The sequence below is a fragment of the Embleya sp. NPDC001921 genome (genome assembly GCF_053594475.1).
On the sequence record NZ_JBSFEO010000036.1, the window covers coordinates 56,504 to 72,507 of the forward strand.

Genomic DNA, 16,004 nt, shown 5'->3' on the forward strand with positions numbered 1-16,004 from the left:
GTACGCTCAAGCTGGCCCCGTGATGGGCACGCTAGGAGTGTTCAAGAGATGGGGGACTCCGTGGACGAGCTGGCAGCCGACGGCGCACTCGCCAACGCCAAGAAGCTAGGTCTACTCCTGCGCACTCTTCGTAAGAAACGAGGCTTGACGGCCGCACAGGCGGGCGCGGAAGTGGGTTGCCACGCCTCGCAGATCAGCCGCTACGAGACCGCCACCCGCGTAGTGGGCGTGGCGCACTTCGAAAGGCTGATGGAGGTCTACCGCGTTACGGACGTCCAGCGCGACGAACTGGAAGCGCTCGCAGACCAGGCCCGGGACGCCGAGAAACCGTGGTGGTCGGACTACGGCGATGCCATCAACACGCGATACGCACGCCTACTCGACGCGGAGTCCACAGCCACGAGTTGCTTCGACTACCAAACGGTGCTCGTCACCGGGTTGCTCCAGACGGAGGGCTACACGAGGGCCGTTACGGCAGTCGGTTTCGGAGAGGTGGGCCCCAGTCAGGTTGACGCCCTGGTCGAGGTCCGGATGCGTCGTCAAAAAAGAGTCTTCACCCACGAACGGCCGCTGGAACTCAGCGTTGTACTGACTGAGGCGGCGCTGTGCTTCCGCGTTGGGGGCGCGAAGGTGCACCGGGCCCAACTCGTGCGCCTGATCGAGGCACCGAAGAAGTTTCCGAACGTCACCGTCCGCATCATCCCGTTCGACGCCGGCGAAGACGGAACTCAAACTGGTGCCTTCAACATCTACCGCTGCCCACCCGAGCCTGACGTCGGGTTCAGCGAATCAGTCTCCGGCGGCTCCGTGTTCAAGTCAGGGCTGGACCTACGCCGGATGAACCGATTGTCCAAGACACTGACACGGGTGTCTCTGGAACCCGGAGCAAGCGCTGACTTGATCCGGAAATACCTCTAGAGAAAGATGATCAAATGGAATTTATCGGTGCGACGACCTCGATAGAACCCACCTGGCGCACGAGCACCTATACCGGCAACACCGGGCAGTGCGTGGAGGTTGGACCGCTGCCGAGTGCTGTCGCCGTTCGTGACACCAAGCGGCGGACCGGTCCCGTACTCATGTTCCCCAGCGAGGCGTTCGAGCAGGCTGTGAGGGCTCTGGCGAACTAGCACGCCGTTGCCATCCGGGGTCCCGTGTGTATTCGACCGAGATCCGAAGGCCGTGCGGGACGCGAAAGGAGGCCGCCCCCGGTGAGTGGGGGCGGCGTCCTTCGCCTCACGGTAGTACTCGCATCCGACTCGGAGGGCAAGGATCCAAGAGGCCCCAACCGTTGCAACAGGTGACTTTGGGTTGCGGATTGCGAGCTGATCGTGATTGACGTTCGTGCGTGTCGCCCGTACGTTGCGAAGGAGGGACACCCGTGCGGCGCCCGAGGGGTTCGGTCGCCGTCACCGAGGGAGGCGCACATGGGAAACCGAGGCAAGGGCCCCGCCCCGCTCCAAGAGCCCGTGCCCGACCCGAAGCCAACCGGTCCCAACGACCATCCCGACGGCAACACACCCCCCGGGCCCGGCCGGCATCGCGACGACAAGTGACCGCGCCCACCGGCATCGCACGGTTCCTCGCCGACGTGGACGCCCTTCCCGACGGTTGGAAAGATGCCTTCGAGGGAGTCGACCGCGCGGACTTCGCACCCGATCGCATCTGGGCGTGGGACGGCACCCGGTACACGACCGTCATCGAGCGCACCGAGACCGGCAGCCACGGCCGGGACACCTGGGACGAAGCCGTGCATGGAAACAACGCGCTCGTCACCCAATGGGACGACGGCAACCACACCGGCGACGAGCCCGGGAACAACCCCTCGTCGTCCGCGTCCATGCCGTCCGCAGTCGCGAGCATGCTCGGCGATCTCGACATCACCGGCGGCGAAAACGTCCTCGAGGTGGGCACCGGTACGGGATACACCGCGGCGCTCCTCGCCGCGCGCGGCTGCCGCGTCACCACGATCGAACTCGACACCGACCTGGCCGAACAAGCCCGCAAGAACCTCGCCCGTGCCGGACACCGGGACGTCACCGTCGTCACCGGCGACGGCACGCTCGGACACCCTGAACACGGGCCCTACGACCGCGTACACGTCACCGCCGGGGTACGGCGCACCCCGGCCGCGTGGATCGAACAAACCCGCCCCGGCGGCGTGATCGTCATGCCTTGGGGCACCGACTACTCCACGTACGACTGGACCACAGTGCTGACCGTGACCGACCCCGGCCGGGCATCCGGGCCGTTCACCACGCCACTCGCATTCATGAAGCTCCGGTCCCAGCGTGCCCGTTACCCGCAGTCGCCCTTCCCGCCCGACTGGACGGCGACCGCGCGCACGTCCGAGCCGGACATCGACATCACCGACATCACCGGAGCCCTGTACGATCCCGCCGAGTTCGTCATGGGACTCCACGTCCCGCACTGCGTACCACGGCTCGTCCACGGCGCGGAGAGTACGAACCTGTGGCTCTACGGCGCCGACACCGGCAGGGGCCCGTCCATCGCCGTAGCCGCGTTCGGCGACGGTTACGATCCCCAGGCGCGCGAGACCGGGCCCCGCCACCTGTGGGCCGAGGTCCAAGCCGCCTACCACCGGTGGGACGACGCCGGGAAGCCGAACACGGACCGCTTCGGCCTCACCGTCACCGTGGACGAGGACGGCCGGGTGGAGCAACGACCCTGGTACGAGACACCCAACCGGGAACTACCGTTACGCCACTGAACAGATGGGCGGAGTGGCCTAGAGTCGCCCTGCAGGACGTCTTGAGCCCAGTTGCGGTCACTCTTGCGGGCAGTTGCCATCGCAGTTCACACCGCGTTTGCCCTCGAATGGCAGCGGATCACGGGGATCGGCCTCCAACGTGGGGATTCCTCTGCTGCGATGTTTGCGCCGGGTTTCGACCCCGCCTGACCGCTCCGTGCCGGCATGGTGGGAGCCGGGGACCGTTGTTCGTGCGCCCTTGTGCGCGGTCGCTCTCTACTCGCGGGCTATGGCGCGGTCTGCGAGGCGCCGGCTACGGGTGGGCTCCTACACCTCGAACAGGTGCCAGCCGCCTGTGCGTACGGTCGTGGTGGCGATCATGTCGTGAACGCCGCCGTCCTCGTCCACCACGCGGTGCGACTCCACTCGTGATCGGTTCAGTGCATGATCAACGCAGCGGAGATCATGCGTTCGCCCCCGAGTGGCGCAACCGCAGCTTCGACCGCGACGGCGCGCTCCGAGGAACGAGTTGCGGGGGGCTTCCCCTTGCGACCCTCGCGCCACGAGTCCACGCGCCCCCGCGCACGGCGGTTCGCGTCAGCGGAGGTCGAGGGGGATCACCTTGTCCACCTCCGGCTTCAGGCACGCGTTCGCACTGCACGCGCCGTAGGTGACGACCACTTCGGCACGGTGGCTACCCGTTCGGCGCACCGGCAGGGTGAACGTGACCGGACCGTCCGGGTAGACGGGGAGTTCGGTCGTGAGACCCGTCAGCCGCAGGAGCCGGGTCGAACTCCCGGTCGCAGGCGGGCCGTCGGCGGCGAGGTCGCCCCGGACTCCGATGCGGGTCGGGATGCCCAGACCGTCGATTCCCTCCCCCGGGAGGTCGACGCTGTAGATGTGGAAGCCCGGTTGGGGGGCGAACGTCACCTCGAGTTCGCGTCGGTCCTCGCGTGGCGGGTGAAGCGTGGCGGTAACGGTGACGCCGCTCGCGGCGACAGTTGCCGTGGGCGGGGCTGAGGCCGGGGCCCGCGTCGATCCGCATCCGCACAACGCCACGACCGTCGCCGCCACCCACGCCGACGCCATGGCGGACCGGTGCCGGCGCGGGCGCGTTGTCATTCCCGCCCCGCGTTGCCGGGTGCCCAGCGGGTCAGGAATTCGGCGACCTGCCCCGGGTCCAGCTTGCGGGCGTCGGCCACCGACCCGTCGTTGGTGGCGGTGCGTACGCTCCCGTCGGGCGCGAGTACGACCAACGCGGGGATTCCGCTCGTCGCGAGGTTGACGTAGCGGGCGGCGACATCGAGATTGTGGTCGAACTTGCCGACGTCGACCCGGACGACGACGTAGTTCTTCGCCAGCAGCGGTTTCACCTGCGGGGATCGGAACAGGTTGTGCAGGATCCGACAGTCCGGGCACCAGTTGGCGCCGAAGTCGATCAACACGGCGCGATCACCCTGTGCGGCGGTCGCCAGCGCGGCACGGATGTCGGCGTCCGCGTCGCGTGTGGAGTCGAACCCGTCCGGCACCGTCGGGGTTCCGGGGCGCGGCGTGTTACCGGCCCCGCCGACAGGACCTTTGGATGCCGTCGGAACGGACGTGGACGGGCCCGCCGCGGCGTCGTCCTCGGCCCGTGGGTTGTCGGCGGACTCGTTCGCGCCGCATCCCGCAGTAAAAAACACCGCCGCCAGGACGGCTGTCAGGCATGGACGCAGGCCGCGCACGTTATCCCCCTTGCTGAGATTGTCGCCGGAAACTACCAGTACCACGAGTGGAGTTCGCACCTGGGGCCCTGGCCCGGACGGACGCGGGAGTACGGGACGTCGGGCTCTGGTGGCCTTTTCCCTTCACCGACGCGCCGCGCGTCACAAGAGTCCGGAAGTCCGTCGGGGCTGGGCCGGTGGACCGATGGTGTTGTCGGTCGAGTGGGGCGCAGTGCCGCCGATGTGAACAGGGTCGCATATCGGACTGCCGGCGCCGCGGCGGTCGAAGCGCTCGACGTCGGATACCGGAGCCGACCCAGGCGCAGGACGGCGATCCGGCCGGCCGGCACGTGACCGTCGATCCGGGACGCGGCGACACGGGCACAGCGCGCATCGCCCCGCGTCCAGGTCGGCGCGCAGGTGCGCGTCCCACCAGGCGACGAGCACCGGATCGCGGCGGACGAAGTCGCCGGGGCATCGGGGACCGGGTGAGACCCTTGAGTCTGCGACTTGCCGTTCCGTTGAGCCGGACAGTGCCATCGCCGAGTGGGACGTGTACTTCGAGGATTCCTCGGCCGCAGCCCCGCCGCTTGAGCGGCTCCAAGGGTGGGCGGGGCCTGCGTGGTCGACCGGGCCCGCTGTACCGCCGGCGCCGGTGCCGACGCCCCCGTTCGCGGGGCCGGGCAACTCCTCGCCGAGTGGATGGCCGTGCACCTGGACCACGTCACGTTCGCTGCGGCCGCGTCGCGCTCGTGAGGGACGCGCCGGATGCGGGAGTCGGTGTGGCCGCGATGGTTGACCCGGGGCGTCGGGACTCGCGAGGATCGACCACCATGGGCGGCAATGACGTAGACGCGGCGGTGACTTGCCCCGTGCTGCTGGAGACTCGCCACTGGCTGACGATCGACGGGACGCTCGACAACGAGGTGAAGAGCAGGGCCGACCGCGGTGACAGCGGTGGCGTCGAGTTCGGTCGCGGTATTCGTCGGGCGGGCTGGGAACAGATTCCCGACTGGCCGCGCACCGCGGCGGGCTTCGCGACCTGGCCGGCCGCCGGTCGGACGTCGATGGTGGCCCTGAGCGCCACGCAGTGGGCCCTGGTCGTCTCCGGCCTCGAGTTTTGGGCCGACGTCGACGACAGTCTCGACATCCCCGAACACACCGCCATGGCACAGGAGAAGCGGACCATCGCGGGCCTGGTTCGCGCGCGACTCGCCGAACAGGGATGGTCCTCCCCCTGAGTCGGCCCGGGACTTCCGGCCCGCCTGCTCCCCCGGCCGCGTCGGCAACGTGCCGAAGGCATGCTCACGAGCCGGCCTGCCCGGGTGGCCTCGTCCCGCCGGGCGACGAGAGGGTGTGCGAATCTCCGTGCGAGCGTGGGTACTCGGGTGGTTGACTGGCGTGCACCGGTCACGGCGACGCGAACACCGGGGGAGGAGCACCGGCGGCATGAGGTTCCGTCGGTCGCTCCCGAGAGTTCGCGCACCAGCGGCCCGCGCCACCGCGTCGATGGCCGCAAGGCGGCGGGTATTCGCGTTCGCGGCCGTCTCCCACGAGCGGCCGCTTCCGCCGGCTGCCCGGCGGCCCCAGGGCGCGAACCGGACCACACGACGGTCCCACCGCGATGCCGGCGCGAACACGCCGCACAGTCCCGAACACCGAGCGGGCGCGGCCGCCATGCGGGCGCCGTGCCGCCTGGGCGGGCCGCCGGCTGTTCGTCTTTCGAAGTGTCCCCACGGGAGGAAATGCCAGTGATCGATTGTCCGCGTTGCCGTCGGGTCGATCAGGTCGTCAAGGTCCGGGCGTTGTACGAGAGCGGGGTGACGGTGACCAGGACCCGCGGAACGGCGTCCGTACGCCTGCACGGCCCGCGCGGCATGGAGAGTGCGTCCGGTTCGGTGCGCGGTTCGGGGAGGGCGCAGACCTCGTTGTCGCGTTCGCTGGCGCCGCCGCGACGTCCGTGGGCGGCGCGCGGGTGGCGGCAGGCGATCCTGGCGGCGTTCGTGGTCATGTCCGTGTCGGCGCTGCTGATCAACGCGACCCTGGGATCGGCGGCCTCGTGGGCGGGACTTGCGTTCGCCGCCGGGTTCCTGTTCGCCTACCGCAAGCGGTACCACGTGGCCCATCCACTGTGGCGGCAACGCCGAACGGTGTGGGCCCGGTTGTTCTGCTGCCGCCGGTGCGACGGGGTGTTCCTGCCCTCGGACGACGCCCCGGCGCACCTGCGCGGGCGATTCGTGGAACGCCACGCCATGCCCGCGTTCCTCGCCGAGTGCGCCCCACCGCGATAGCCGCATCGTCTTCGGCCCTTCGGCGATCGTCACGCACGACGCGGCCGGCGCCCCGGGGGAGGGGCGGCCGGCCGCGTTGAGTCGACGGGGACATTCGGGCCCACACACGAACACACCGCGACACCACCCACGATCACCCGTCCGGGCCCGCCGCCCGCCGCGCCGCGCCGGACCCCGGACGCGCGTTCACCCGATGGGGCGCGCCGGCCCCCGCGACCGCGATGTCGGGCAACGGCGTGCACCGGGTGATCACGGTTCGGCATAGGCCTCTTCTCCTGGTGTGGCCGGCGGAGTACTGTTCCCGGTCCCGATCCTGGAGGTCCCGAGTGTGGGTCATCCGTGAATGGACGAACGACGAAGGCCACCTGTGCAGGGCCGTCGTCCGCGAGGAACTCGCCGCGCTGCACGACGAGGAACTGCGCGCGACGCAACGCCACTTCGCGGACCGGGCAGGCGGATGCGTGGCCGCCATGTACCCGATCAACCGTGCCCTGAACACCAACCCGGACGCCTTCGTCCTCGAAGCCCTCGAAGCCCTCGAAGCCCTCGAAGGCCTGCACGCCCACGGCCGGCGCGTCGGACTGAACGACCTGGTCCCGGGACTGCTGCTGCGCCCGGACCTGGACCCGCAGTTGGTGGCGACCCCGAACCGCATGTTCGGCCGCCGGATCGAGACGGTCGCGGACCGGATCAGACACGGCGAACGCTAGGGGACCCGTCCACGGGCACTCCGGTCTCCCCCTCCGCCGGTCGCCCGCGAGACGACAAGGGGCGGCTCCGACCACTACGCGCACTACGCGCGGTCGGAGCCGCCCCGTTCTTTCGCGTCGCGACGCAAGGTCGGACGAGTGGACCGGCCCCGTGAGGGTGTGCGATGCCGACCATTGCGTTCGTATCGGATGCGCTCGGGCCGTGTCGGTGGAGTCGACCAAGCTCGGCCGCCATCCGGTCCCGGGTGGTGGCGTGGTGGGGGAGATCGGGGCACGACCGGTCGTCGGAGATCGGGACCGTCACGCACGAACTCGGCCCGCCGGTGGACGAGGTGCCGTGGATGCGGCAAGGTCGACGACGACGGCGCCGGACTCACACACGCTGGACTGGACCGGAGCTTCGACCCACCCCCGACGTCCCGGGTGTGACGATCTCCGGGCGTACGCCGAGGGATCGGCCGACGATCCGCCGTTCCGAGACCGAGTCGCACATCCCTTCCATCGAGAGGCCGTGCATGGACACGCGGAACCAGCGGACGGTCGAACTGTTGCGGGTCGGGAGCGCGCGGCAAATGGTGGCGGTGCGCGTCCTGCCGGACCCCGTGATCGGGGAACCGACCTGGCGCAGTTTCACCGCGACGGTGTCCGTCTCCAGCGACTGGTTCGACATCGAGACGGACACCAACGTCGACCTGGACGACGACGCCGCCGATACCGACGCCCTGGACTCGTGGGAGACCATCCTGGACCTGCTCGCCGAGTGGGAGGCGTCCGACACGGCAACCGACGTGGCCTTCGACTGGCCGCCCATGGGACCCACCGGCTACCTGCGCGTCAGCGGCACCGGCCGGGACGGACTGCTGTCGATACGCGTCTGCGACGGACCACGCACCGGCATCGGCGTCCACGTACCCCTCGACCCCGCTCCGAACCGGATCGAGGAGAACCGGGCCCTGCCGGCAGCCGCACGCCGATCGCTCGCACGCCGGACGCCCCCTCCCACAGACGACCCCGCGGGGCCGTGACGGACATCGCGTGAAGGCCCGCGACCAGACGTGACCCGGCCGAGCTTCTCGTGGCGCAAGCCCGGGCTCGGGCTCGGCTCGGGCTCGGCCCCGGCTCGGGCCCGGGCCCCGGCTCGCGCCCCGGCTCGGTGACCATGCGGGAGCGTCGGTCGTGTCGGTGCGCCGTCGTAGTGTGTCGAGCCCACTGCTTCCGGACACCGAGGATGTGGCATGGGACTGACCGACCCCGATCCCTCTCCCACCGACCCCGACGAGTGGTTGCGGCGCGAGACCGCGCTCCGGCGGCTGCGTGATCACGGCGTCGCACGGATCCAAGGCTGCGGAGGCGTCCCCGTTTCGGTCGAGACGCTGGAACGCTTCGCCGCGCACCTCGATCTGTCCCCCCGCGAACGCGAGGCGGTCGAACGACGGTCGCTGGACGTCGACTTCGCCCCCGCACCCGTGTCCTTCCGGAGTGCGGATCCGTCGGACGCGACCCGACGGTGACCGCGACGGCGTGCGCTCCCGGCTCCGGATGACGGGGCCGGGCCCGGGGTACGGGCGGGGATGCCCGCCCTCGCGCTCCCCGCCGACGTCGCCCTCGCCACCCGTGTCGACCAAGTCCCCACCGAGCCGGGCCCACGAGGCCACGATGGACGGCCGGCGGGCAACCCTGCGCACCGGTCCACGACCGCGCGTGTTCAGCCGGCCCGGCACCGATCTCATCCGCGCCTTCTCCGACATCGCCGACGCGGCACGATCGCTGGACACCGCCGTGCTCGACGGTGAGCTCGTGGCGATCCTGGACGACGGGAGCGTCGCCTTCGGCCGCCTGCAGACCCGAAGCGGGAAAGGACCCCGACGTGGCGCGGACTTCCGGGTCGTCCTGGTCGCCTTCGACGTGTTCTCGCTCGACGACGCCGACCTTCGCCGACGACCCTACCGGGACAGGCGCGAACACCTGATCGAACTCCTGGAGGGCGCGCCCGGGCCCGTGCTGATCCAGCCGGTGCGGTGGTGAGGTCCTGGCCCGCATCCGCGTCGACCGCACGCCGGGTGGCACTCCTGGACGCGTGTGACCCGTGACACACGTGGCACCTGTCAGGAATCGGGCCGCCGTCTCGCTCAACTCGCGAAGACCAAGCGATCCGATGGGAGCGAGACATGAAGCACCGCATTGTTGTTCTGGGTGCCGGGTACGCCGGGGCCTACGCGGCCGGGACCCTGGCCCGCCGGCTGTCCCCGGCGGACACGCGGATCACCGTCGTCAATGCCGTGCCGGATTTCGTCCAGCGGCTGCGCCTGCACCAACTCGCCGCCGGCCAGGAGATCGATGCTCCCCAGCTCACCGACGTCTTCGTCGGTACGGGGATAGAACTACGCGTCGCCCGGGTCACCGCGGTCGACCCCGCGCGCCGGGTCGTCGCCGTTGCGGATGCCGACGGCGGCGGCGAACTGGCCTACGACACCCTCGTGTACGCGCTCGGCAGCCACGGCGACGACCGCGGCGTGCCTGGTGTGGCCGAGCACGCCTTCGACGTCGCCGCGCGGCCCGCGGCGCTGCGGCTGCGCGGGCGCCTGGACGGCCTGGAGGAGCAGGGCGGCGGGAGCGTGGTGGTGGTCGGCGACGGGTTGACCGGCATCGAGACCGCCACCGAGATCGCCGAGTCCCGGCCGGGCCTGTCGGTTTCGCTGGTCGCCCGCGGCGAGCTGGGGGCGCGGCTGTCCGCGAGTGCGCGCGGCCACCTGCGGCGGGTCTGCGACCGGCTGGGCGTCACGGTCGTGGACCACGCGAGCGTCGAGCGCGTCGAAGCGGCGCGGGTGGTGTGCGCGGACGGCATCGTCCTGGCGTCCGACGCGACCGTGTGGACGGCCGGTTTCGCGGTCGACCCGATCGCCGCCGCAGGCGGGTTGGAGGTCACCGAGGACGGCCGGATCGTCGTCGACCGCACCATGCGCTCGGTCTCGCACCCGGACGTCTACGCGGTCGGCGACAGCGCCCACGCCGTCGGCGACAACGGCCTGCCGCTGCCGATGTCGTGCGCCTCGGCCGGCTACACCGGTCGGCAGGCCGTGGAGGCGATCGTGGGACGCCTGACCGGCCGCAAGGTCGCGACCGTCAAGCTGGGGTACCCGGGCAACCACATCAGCCTCGGGCGCCGGGACGGGATCTTGCAGATGGTCGACGACCGGGCGCTGGCGAGGCCGAAGCACGTGGGCGGCCGCAAGGCCGCGCGGATCAAGGCGGGCATCGTGCGGATGTCGCTGTGGGCCACCGAGCACCCCACCTTCGGCTTGCCCAAGCGCAAGCACCGCATGGCCGCCGCACCGGACGCGGCGCCCGTCGCGACACCGGATGCACCCGCCGAGCAGGCGGCCGCGTAGCCGCCTCCTAGGGTGATCCGCATGGACAGCACCGCCGTCGACGGCTTCGACACCAGCCGGTTCGAGGCCAGCCGGACCCGGCTGGCCTCGCTGGCCTACCGGCTGCTGGGCTCCGCGGCCGACGCCGAGGACGCCGTCCAGGACGCGTTCCTGCGCTGGCAGGCCGCCGACCGGCAGGTGATCCAGGTGCCCGAAGCGTGGCTGACCAAGGTCGTCACCAACCTGTGCCTGGACCGGCTGGGTTCGGCACAGGCCCGCCGCGAACGCACCGCCGGCGCCTGGCTGCCCGAACCCCTCCTCGACGGCGACCCGATGCTCGGCCCGGCCGACACCTTCGAGCAGCGCGAATCGGTCTCCCTGGCCGTGCTGACCCTCATGGAGCGCCTGACGCCGGTCGAGCGGGCCGTCTACGTCCTGCGCGAAGCGTTCTCCTACAGCCACGCCGAGACCGCCGGGATCCTCGACATCACCGAGTCCGCGAGCCAGCAGCACCTCCACCGGGCCCGGACCCGCGTCACCGCCGCACGCCGCCGCGGCAGCGAGGTCGACCCGGCATCAGCCCGCCGGATCGTCGAGGCATTCCTCGCCGCCGCATCCTCAGGGCGCACCGAACGCCTCGTCGCGCTGCTCACCGACGACGTGACCGCGATCTCCGACGGCGCCGGCCTGACCGCCAAGCTGCTGCGCTACGACACCCCGCAGCGCGTCGCAGCAGTCGCACGGGGCGGCTTCAGGCCCTCGGAGGGGAAGCGGCGGCTCGCCGGAGGCGCCCCCGCCATCCACTACGCACTCGTCAACGGCACCCCTGCCATCCTCACCGTGGTCGGCGACCGGGTCGTCGGGTCCGTCACCTTCGACATCGCCGACGGCAAGATCGCAACGGTCCGCGGCATCGCCGCCCCCGCCCGCCTGGCCCGCCTCACCCAAGCGTGGCAGCGGCACGGACCGGACGCGCCGCCCATCGCCCAGTGGTGACCCGACCCCGCCGGCCACCGGCCGCAACACCCGCCGAAGTCAACAGAGCACGGAGGCGATCGTCATCGGCGTGACGGGAGGAACTCCCGGCATCCAGGCGGCGGGTACGCCCGAGGCCACAGGCGAGCACTGCCCGGCAATGGTTCACCGCCGAGCGCGACGGTCTTCAAGCGGCCCTGGACCATGCGGCAAACCAGGGCGACCACGACACCGTCATCACGTTGGCATTCGGACTCGACCCCTACCTCGACCGCATCCGCGACTTCGTTCCCAACCTGCGCAATCTTCACCTTGCGCTTCAGGCCGCAGAAGCCCTGAGCCGTTCCCACGACGCGGCGCAGGCGCTGAGCCGACGCGGGATCGGGCTGCGGGACGTGCGTCGGTTCGAGGAGGCGATCACCGCCCACGAACGCGCCCGCGACCTCTACCAGGCCACCGACGACACCCACCTTCGCGCGCTCGGGGGTCGTGGCGACCTTGTGCTCGGGGTGGAGCGTGCCGAAGCCGTCGTGTCGAAGTTGTGGATCACGTCCCGAACGCGGTCCGGGCCGGTGAAGTCACCTCGGCGATCCCGCCTCGGGCGTGCCCTGCGCGGACAGCAGTACCACCCGAGCCCGCCGCCGGGTCACCACCGACCCGGTGCCTGTGTGGATGATCCTCGGCAATCGCCTGCCCTCGCCGTCCTCGATCTCGCGGACGCCTGCTCGTTCTGCCACCCCCATACCCCGGCGACACCGCGCCGCCCGGACCGGCATCCGAACGGCGCGTCATGTCACACCAGCGGTATCGGCGCCGGCCTCGCTATGCGTTGGGGTCACGCAGGCCGACTGCGTCATGCCGCCAGAACGGCTCCGCATAGACCAGCGTCCCCGTCATCCACGGCTCGTACTTCGGGAGTTCGACGACCTGGAAGGCACCGTCCGGAATACGCAGGGATGGCTTTCGCAAGCCCAGGCCCTCACCGGGAACGAAGCCGAAACGCGAGTAATAGCGCGGATCGCCCTCCAGGAAGACGAGGGGAACAGCGCGCTCGGCGAGGATCCCCAGTCCCTGTCGGACCAGGGCCGAGCCGATACCGTGCCTGTGGAGTTCGGGCATCACGCCCAACGGACTGAGGACTTGGACGTCGACCAGCCGCCGCGGGGCATCAAGGAGACTGCGGGTGAACATGACATGGCCGACGACCTGCCCGTCGTGCTCGGCGACCAGCGAGAGGCCGTCCTCGGGCGCGATGGTGTCCCGCAGGCTATCGACCAGGTCGGCCACGACAGGGCCATGGTCGCCGAACGCCCGCAGGTGAACAGCCCGTACGGCCGGTCTGTCGTTCGGCAGTTCTTCGCGAAGATCCATGCCTGGAGGGTAGGGACCCTCCGGGCGGCTTGCACACGGATTTGGAACCGGAAGGACACGCGGTCGGGGGCCGCCCGGCTGCACACCGGACCAGCAGCCGAACGCCCGTCTTGCTCCGCCGCGCCGCTCGACTGCGTGGTGACGTGACCCCAACTGCCCTGGACCACGGACGTGTTCCGTCGGCAACACGAAAGCATCCGAGTTCGTCGCGCTCCCGGGCGTCGGTGGTCCCGGCCACGTGATGGACGCGAAAACGCGTTGGCCGGCTGCCGCCGATGTGCGAGGATCGGGGCTGTTTCCCAGGCGGAGGGCCTTTGTTCGAACGCCGGGCGGTTCTCAGGAGAGCGGCCAGTTGCGTAGGGCGGCGTCAGCCATCTCCTGGAGTTCATCGCGGCCGACACCGCTCGCGGCTTGCACGGCGATGCCGAATGCCAAGGTGGTGACGTAGCGGGCCAGCAGCCCAGGATTGGTTTCCGGAGGCAGGTCGCCGTCGTCGACGGCTCGTTGGAACCGCTCCCGGACGCAGGAGCAGCCGTTGGTACGCCAGGCGACGAGTAGGTCGCGGACTCCATGCGCGGAGTCGCCGGCGGCCAAGGCGCCCTGGACGCCCAGGCACCCGTGAGGGTGGGCCGGGCGGGTGGTGGTTCGAACGGTGCCGGCCAGAATCGCGGTGGCGACGCCGAGGGCGGTCGGCTCCTCCAGGGCCCGGGTCAGGTATGCGCCCGGGCCTTCGGTGTAGCGCTCCAGGGCCTTGCGGAACAGCTCCTCCTTGTTGCCGAAGGTTGCGTACATGCTGGTGGTGGAGATGCCCATCGCGTTGGTCAGGATGGCCAGGCTGGCTCCCTCGTAGCCGTGCTCCCAGAAGACCAGCACGGCGCGCTCGAGAGCTTCGTCCGCGTCGAATCCTCGGGGTCGACCGATCGGGCCGCTCTTCTTGGTCTCCACTCGCGCAGTCTACCTCTTCCGCATCGATCGCTACAGAAGTGCTACGTTCAACTTCCGCATCGATCGATGCGGAAATCGAAGGAGGCTGATCGCATGGGACTGCTCGAGGGTAAGACCGCTCTCGTCACCGGGGGCGGCACCGGAATCGGCCTGGCCAGTGCCGTACGGCTGGCGGCCGAGGGCGCGCACGTGTTCATCACCGGCCGGCGCAAGACCGAACTCGACGCGGCCGTCGACGTGATCGGTTCGGCGGCCACCGCCGTGATCGGCGACATCTCGAACCCGGCCGACCTGGACCGGCTCTACGAGACGATCCGCAGCCGGGGACGGGGCCTGGACGTACTGTTCGCGAATGCCTCCGTCGCCGCGTTCGTGACGCTTGAGCAGGTCACCGAGGAGCACTTCGACACCCTCTTCGATATCAACGTCCGGGGCACGCTGTTCACCGTGCAGAAGGCGCTGCCGCTGCTCAACGACGGCGCCTCGGTGATCTTGAACGGCTCCACCAACGTGGACGTCGGCGCGGAGGCGTTCGGCGTGTACGCGGCGACCAAGGCCGCCACCCGATCGTTCTCCCGGACCTGGGCCAACGAACTCAAGGGACGCGGCATTCGGGTCAACACCATTACGCCCGGCCCGACCGATACCCCTGGTCTGTCGGGGCTCGCTCCCGACCCGGAGCAGGCGGCCGGACTCAAGCGGCAACTGGCCACGCATGTGCCGCTGGGCCGGCTCGGGCGCCCGGAGGAGATCGCCGCCGCCGTGGCCTTCCTCGCCTCCGGGCAGAGCAGCTTCATCACCGGTTCGAGCCTGTACGTCGACGGCGGCCTGAACCAGATCTGAGTTCCATGGCCGCGCATCCGGCGAGGATGGCGGCGCCCGGCCGGCCGTGCTCGCTCGGACGGGCGGGCCCGGCGGCCTCTCTCTCCGATCGGGGCGACCCGTCACCCTGGTCGGCGAAAAGTACCGACCGCGCACCCCGGTTGCGGCGTCCTCGCTCGACTCGTACGACACACGAGCGAATCCACGCCGGCCGACGACGCGACAGTCTCACCAGAGGTTGAGGTAAAGGACCCATGCCAATAATCGGCATCATCGGCGCAGGAGAGGTCGGCAGCCAGATCGCGCGTGCGGCGATCGCGCAGGGCTACGACGTCGTTATCGCCAATTCACGAGGACCCGAGACCTTGCGGGACCTCATCGACGAACTCGGCCCGTCGGCGCGGGCCGCAACCGCCGCCGGCGCCGCTGCCGCCGGTGAGTTCGCAGTCGTGGCAGTCCCCCTCAAGGTGGTCAACGACATGCCCGCGGAGGAGTTGGCGGGCAAGATCGTGCTTGACACGAACAACTACATGGTCTGGCGCGATGGCCATATCCCGGTCGTCGACTCGGGTGAGAAGACAGTCCACGAGCTACGCCAAGAGCACCTTCCGCACTCCAAGGTCGTCAAGGCCTTCACCCACATCCAAGCTCCCCGCATCACCACCGCGGGTAGCGCGGCGGGCACCCCCGGCCGACTGGCGCTGTCGGCCTCGAGCGACTTTCCCGAAGCCGTGGAACTCGTGACGCGACTGTATGACCGGTTCGGATTCGACACCGCCGACAACAGCCCGCTCGGCGAGTCGTGGCGCAGCGGGCCCGGTCAACCCGCGTGGGTCGCGCACGAGCACCAGACCCGTGCCGAGCTGATCGCCAACCTCGCCAGGGCGCGACGGATCGTTCCCGCCGCCACTGCCACTGCCACCGCCGAGGTCGAGGGCGGGTAACCGCGCTCCACCCGCAAGCCCACCGACACGACCGGCACGGTCTGGGACGACCCGTCCGGCTCGCCCGCGCGGCGGGCGAGCCGCTTCGTCACCGACCCGAGCCGGCGCGGGCACGCGGGCCGTACGGCCGGAGGCGTCCCGGGACGAGAAGGAACGCTCTCGCCC

The 16,004-nt window shown here is 70.4% G+C and carries 18 protein-coding genes; 13 read left to right on the plus strand and 5 right to left on the minus strand.

Translation table 11 applies throughout. The features are described from left to right. Nucleotides 1-60: 60 nt before the first annotated feature. The 3 genes from ACWCPW_RS34550 (at nucleotide 61) to ACWCPW_RS34560 (ending at nucleotide 2,731) form a co-directional block, all read left to right on the plus strand. On the plus strand, nucleotides 61-918 hold the full coding sequence (locus ACWCPW_RS34550; protein ID WP_449765518.1) for a helix-turn-helix domain-containing protein: 858 nt from the start codon (nucleotides 61-63) through the stop codon (nucleotides 916-918). Between the two features lie 14 nt (nucleotides 919-932). Then, nucleotides 933-1,130 carry a DUF397 domain-containing protein gene (locus ACWCPW_RS34555; protein WP_449765519.1) on the plus strand — a complete coding sequence of 66 codons (198 nt, stop codon included), beginning with the start codon at nucleotides 933-935 and terminating at the stop codon, nucleotides 1,128-1,130. Nucleotides 1,131-1,552: 422 nt separating this feature from the next. Continuing rightward, entirely contained in the window at nucleotides 1,553-2,731 is a 1,179-nt protein-coding gene (locus ACWCPW_RS34560; RefSeq protein ID WP_449765520.1) for a methyltransferase domain-containing protein, read from the plus strand. Nucleotides 2,732-3,307: 576 nt separating this feature from the next. Here ACWCPW_RS34560 and ACWCPW_RS34565 read toward each other — a convergent pair. Further along, nucleotides 3,308-3,640 carry a hypothetical protein gene (locus ACWCPW_RS34565; protein WP_449765521.1) on the minus strand — a complete coding sequence of 111 codons (333 nt, stop codon included), beginning with the start codon at nucleotides 3,638-3,640 and terminating at the stop codon, nucleotides 3,308-3,310. A 188-nt stretch (nucleotides 3,641-3,828) separates the two neighbouring features. Continuing rightward, nucleotides 3,829-4,479 carry a thioredoxin family protein gene (locus ACWCPW_RS34570; RefSeq protein WP_449765522.1) on the minus strand — a complete coding sequence of 217 codons (651 nt, stop codon included), beginning with the start codon at nucleotides 4,477-4,479 and terminating at the stop codon, nucleotides 3,829-3,831. Between the two features lie 767 nt (nucleotides 4,480-5,246). On the opposite strand from ACWCPW_RS34570, the gene ACWCPW_RS34575 reads away from it, so the two are divergent. The 8 genes from ACWCPW_RS34575 to ACWCPW_RS34610 all read left to right on the plus strand — a co-directional run bounded on the left by ACWCPW_RS34575 (nucleotide 5,247) and on the right by ACWCPW_RS34610 (nucleotide 11,778). Continuing rightward, nucleotides 5,247-5,654, plus strand: coding sequence for a hypothetical protein (locus ACWCPW_RS34575; protein ID WP_449765523.1), 408 nt, complete (start codon nucleotides 5,247-5,249; stop codon nucleotides 5,652-5,654). A gap of 510 nt (nucleotides 5,655-6,164) precedes the next feature. Further along, entirely contained in the window at nucleotides 6,165-6,704 is a 540-nt protein-coding gene (locus ACWCPW_RS34580; RefSeq protein WP_449765524.1) for a hypothetical protein, read from the plus strand. A gap of 326 nt (nucleotides 6,705-7,030) precedes the next feature. Continuing rightward, on the plus strand, nucleotides 7,031-7,414 hold the full coding sequence (locus tag ACWCPW_RS34585; protein ID WP_449765525.1) for a hypothetical protein: 384 nt from the start codon (nucleotides 7,031-7,033) through the stop codon (nucleotides 7,412-7,414). 515 nt (nucleotides 7,415-7,929) lie between these two features. Further along, entirely contained in the window at nucleotides 7,930-8,439 is a 510-nt protein-coding gene (locus ACWCPW_RS34590) for a DUF5959 family protein (RefSeq protein ID WP_449765526.1), read from the plus strand. Between the two features lie 210 nt (nucleotides 8,440-8,649). Continuing rightward, nucleotides 8,650-8,925 (plus strand): hypothetical protein, encoded by a 276-nt coding sequence (locus tag ACWCPW_RS34595; RefSeq protein WP_449765527.1) that lies wholly within the window; start codon nucleotides 8,650-8,652, stop codon nucleotides 8,923-8,925. A 103-nt stretch (nucleotides 8,926-9,028) separates the two neighbouring features. Continuing rightward, the gene (locus ACWCPW_RS34600; RefSeq protein ID WP_449765528.1) at nucleotides 9,029-9,439 is read left to right on the plus strand and encodes an ATP-dependent DNA ligase; all 411 of its coding nucleotides are present in this window, start codon (nucleotides 9,029-9,031) and stop codon (nucleotides 9,437-9,439) included. A gap of 143 nt (nucleotides 9,440-9,582) precedes the next feature. Next, nucleotides 9,583-10,803: an NAD(P)/FAD-dependent oxidoreductase gene (locus ACWCPW_RS34605; RefSeq protein ID WP_449765529.1), complete on the plus strand. Its 1,221-nt coding sequence runs from the start codon at nucleotides 9,583-9,585 to the stop codon at nucleotides 10,801-10,803. A gap of 21 nt (nucleotides 10,804-10,824) precedes the next feature. Next, nucleotides 10,825-11,778: a sigma-70 family RNA polymerase sigma factor gene (locus ACWCPW_RS34610; protein WP_449765530.1), complete on the plus strand. Its 954-nt coding sequence runs from the start codon at nucleotides 10,825-10,827 to the stop codon at nucleotides 11,776-11,778. A gap of 557 nt (nucleotides 11,779-12,335) precedes the next feature. Here ACWCPW_RS34610 and ACWCPW_RS34615 read toward each other — a convergent pair. The 3 genes from ACWCPW_RS34615 to ACWCPW_RS34625 all read right to left on the minus strand — a co-directional run bounded on the left by ACWCPW_RS34615 (nucleotide 12,336) and on the right by ACWCPW_RS34625 (nucleotide 14,073). Further along, nucleotides 12,336-12,494 (minus strand): hypothetical protein, encoded by a 159-nt coding sequence (locus ACWCPW_RS34615; protein ID WP_449765531.1) that lies wholly within the window; start codon nucleotides 12,492-12,494, stop codon nucleotides 12,336-12,338. Between the two features lie 85 nt (nucleotides 12,495-12,579). Continuing rightward, nucleotides 12,580-13,128, minus strand: a complete 549-nt coding sequence (locus ACWCPW_RS34620) for a GNAT family N-acetyltransferase (protein ID WP_449765532.1) — start codon at nucleotides 13,126-13,128, stop codon at nucleotides 12,580-12,582. Between the two features lie 336 nt (nucleotides 13,129-13,464). Then, the gene (locus tag ACWCPW_RS34625) at nucleotides 13,465-14,073 is read right to left on the minus strand and encodes a TetR/AcrR family transcriptional regulator (RefSeq protein ID WP_449765533.1); all 609 of its coding nucleotides are present in this window, start codon (nucleotides 14,071-14,073) and stop codon (nucleotides 13,465-13,467) included. A gap of 93 nt (nucleotides 14,074-14,166) precedes the next feature. On the opposite strand from ACWCPW_RS34625, the gene ACWCPW_RS34630 reads away from it, so the two are divergent. Next, nucleotides 14,167-14,916: an SDR family NAD(P)-dependent oxidoreductase gene (locus ACWCPW_RS34630; protein ID WP_449765534.1), complete on the plus strand. Its 750-nt coding sequence runs from the start codon at nucleotides 14,167-14,169 to the stop codon at nucleotides 14,914-14,916. A gap of 233 nt (nucleotides 14,917-15,149) precedes the next feature. After that, a complete protein-coding gene (locus ACWCPW_RS34635) occupies nucleotides 15,150-15,839 on the plus strand; it encodes an NADPH-dependent F420 reductase (protein ID WP_449765535.1) in 690 nt (229 codons plus the stop codon). Nucleotides 15,840-16,004 lie beyond the last annotated feature (165 nt).

What these genes read in the sequence shown, in the direction of transcription:
- ACWCPW_RS34630 (WP_449765534.1), top strand. Translation starts at nt 14,167, where the DNA reads ATGGGACTGCTCGAGGGTAAGACCGCTCTCGTCACCGGGGGCGGCACC.
- ACWCPW_RS34635 (WP_449765535.1), top strand. Translation starts at nt 15,150, where the DNA reads ATGCCAATAATCGGCATCATCGGCGCAGGAGAGGTCGGCAGCCAGATC.
- ACWCPW_RS34590 (WP_449765526.1), top strand. Translation starts at nt 7,930, where the DNA reads ATGGACACGCGGAACCAGCGGACGGTCGAACTGTTGCGGGTCGGGAGC.
- ACWCPW_RS34605 (WP_449765529.1), top strand. Translation starts at nt 9,583, where the DNA reads ATGAAGCACCGCATTGTTGTTCTGGGTGCCGGGTACGCCGGGGCCTAC.
- ACWCPW_RS34595 (WP_449765527.1), top strand. Translation starts at nt 8,650, where the DNA reads ATGGGACTGACCGACCCCGATCCCTCTCCCACCGACCCCGACGAGTGG.
- ACWCPW_RS34610 (WP_449765530.1), top strand. Translation starts at nt 10,825, where the DNA reads ATGGACAGCACCGCCGTCGACGGCTTCGACACCAGCCGGTTCGAGGCC.
- ACWCPW_RS34620 (WP_449765532.1), bottom strand. Translation starts at nt 13,128, where the DNA reads ATGGATCTTCGCGAAGAACTGCCGAACGACAGACCGGCCGTACGGGCT.
- ACWCPW_RS34575 (WP_449765523.1), top strand. Translation starts at nt 5,247, where the DNA reads ATGGGCGGCAATGACGTAGACGCGGCGGTGACTTGCCCCGTGCTGCTG.
- ACWCPW_RS34555 (WP_449765519.1), top strand. Translation starts at nt 933, where the DNA reads ATGGAATTTATCGGTGCGACGACCTCGATAGAACCCACCTGGCGCACG.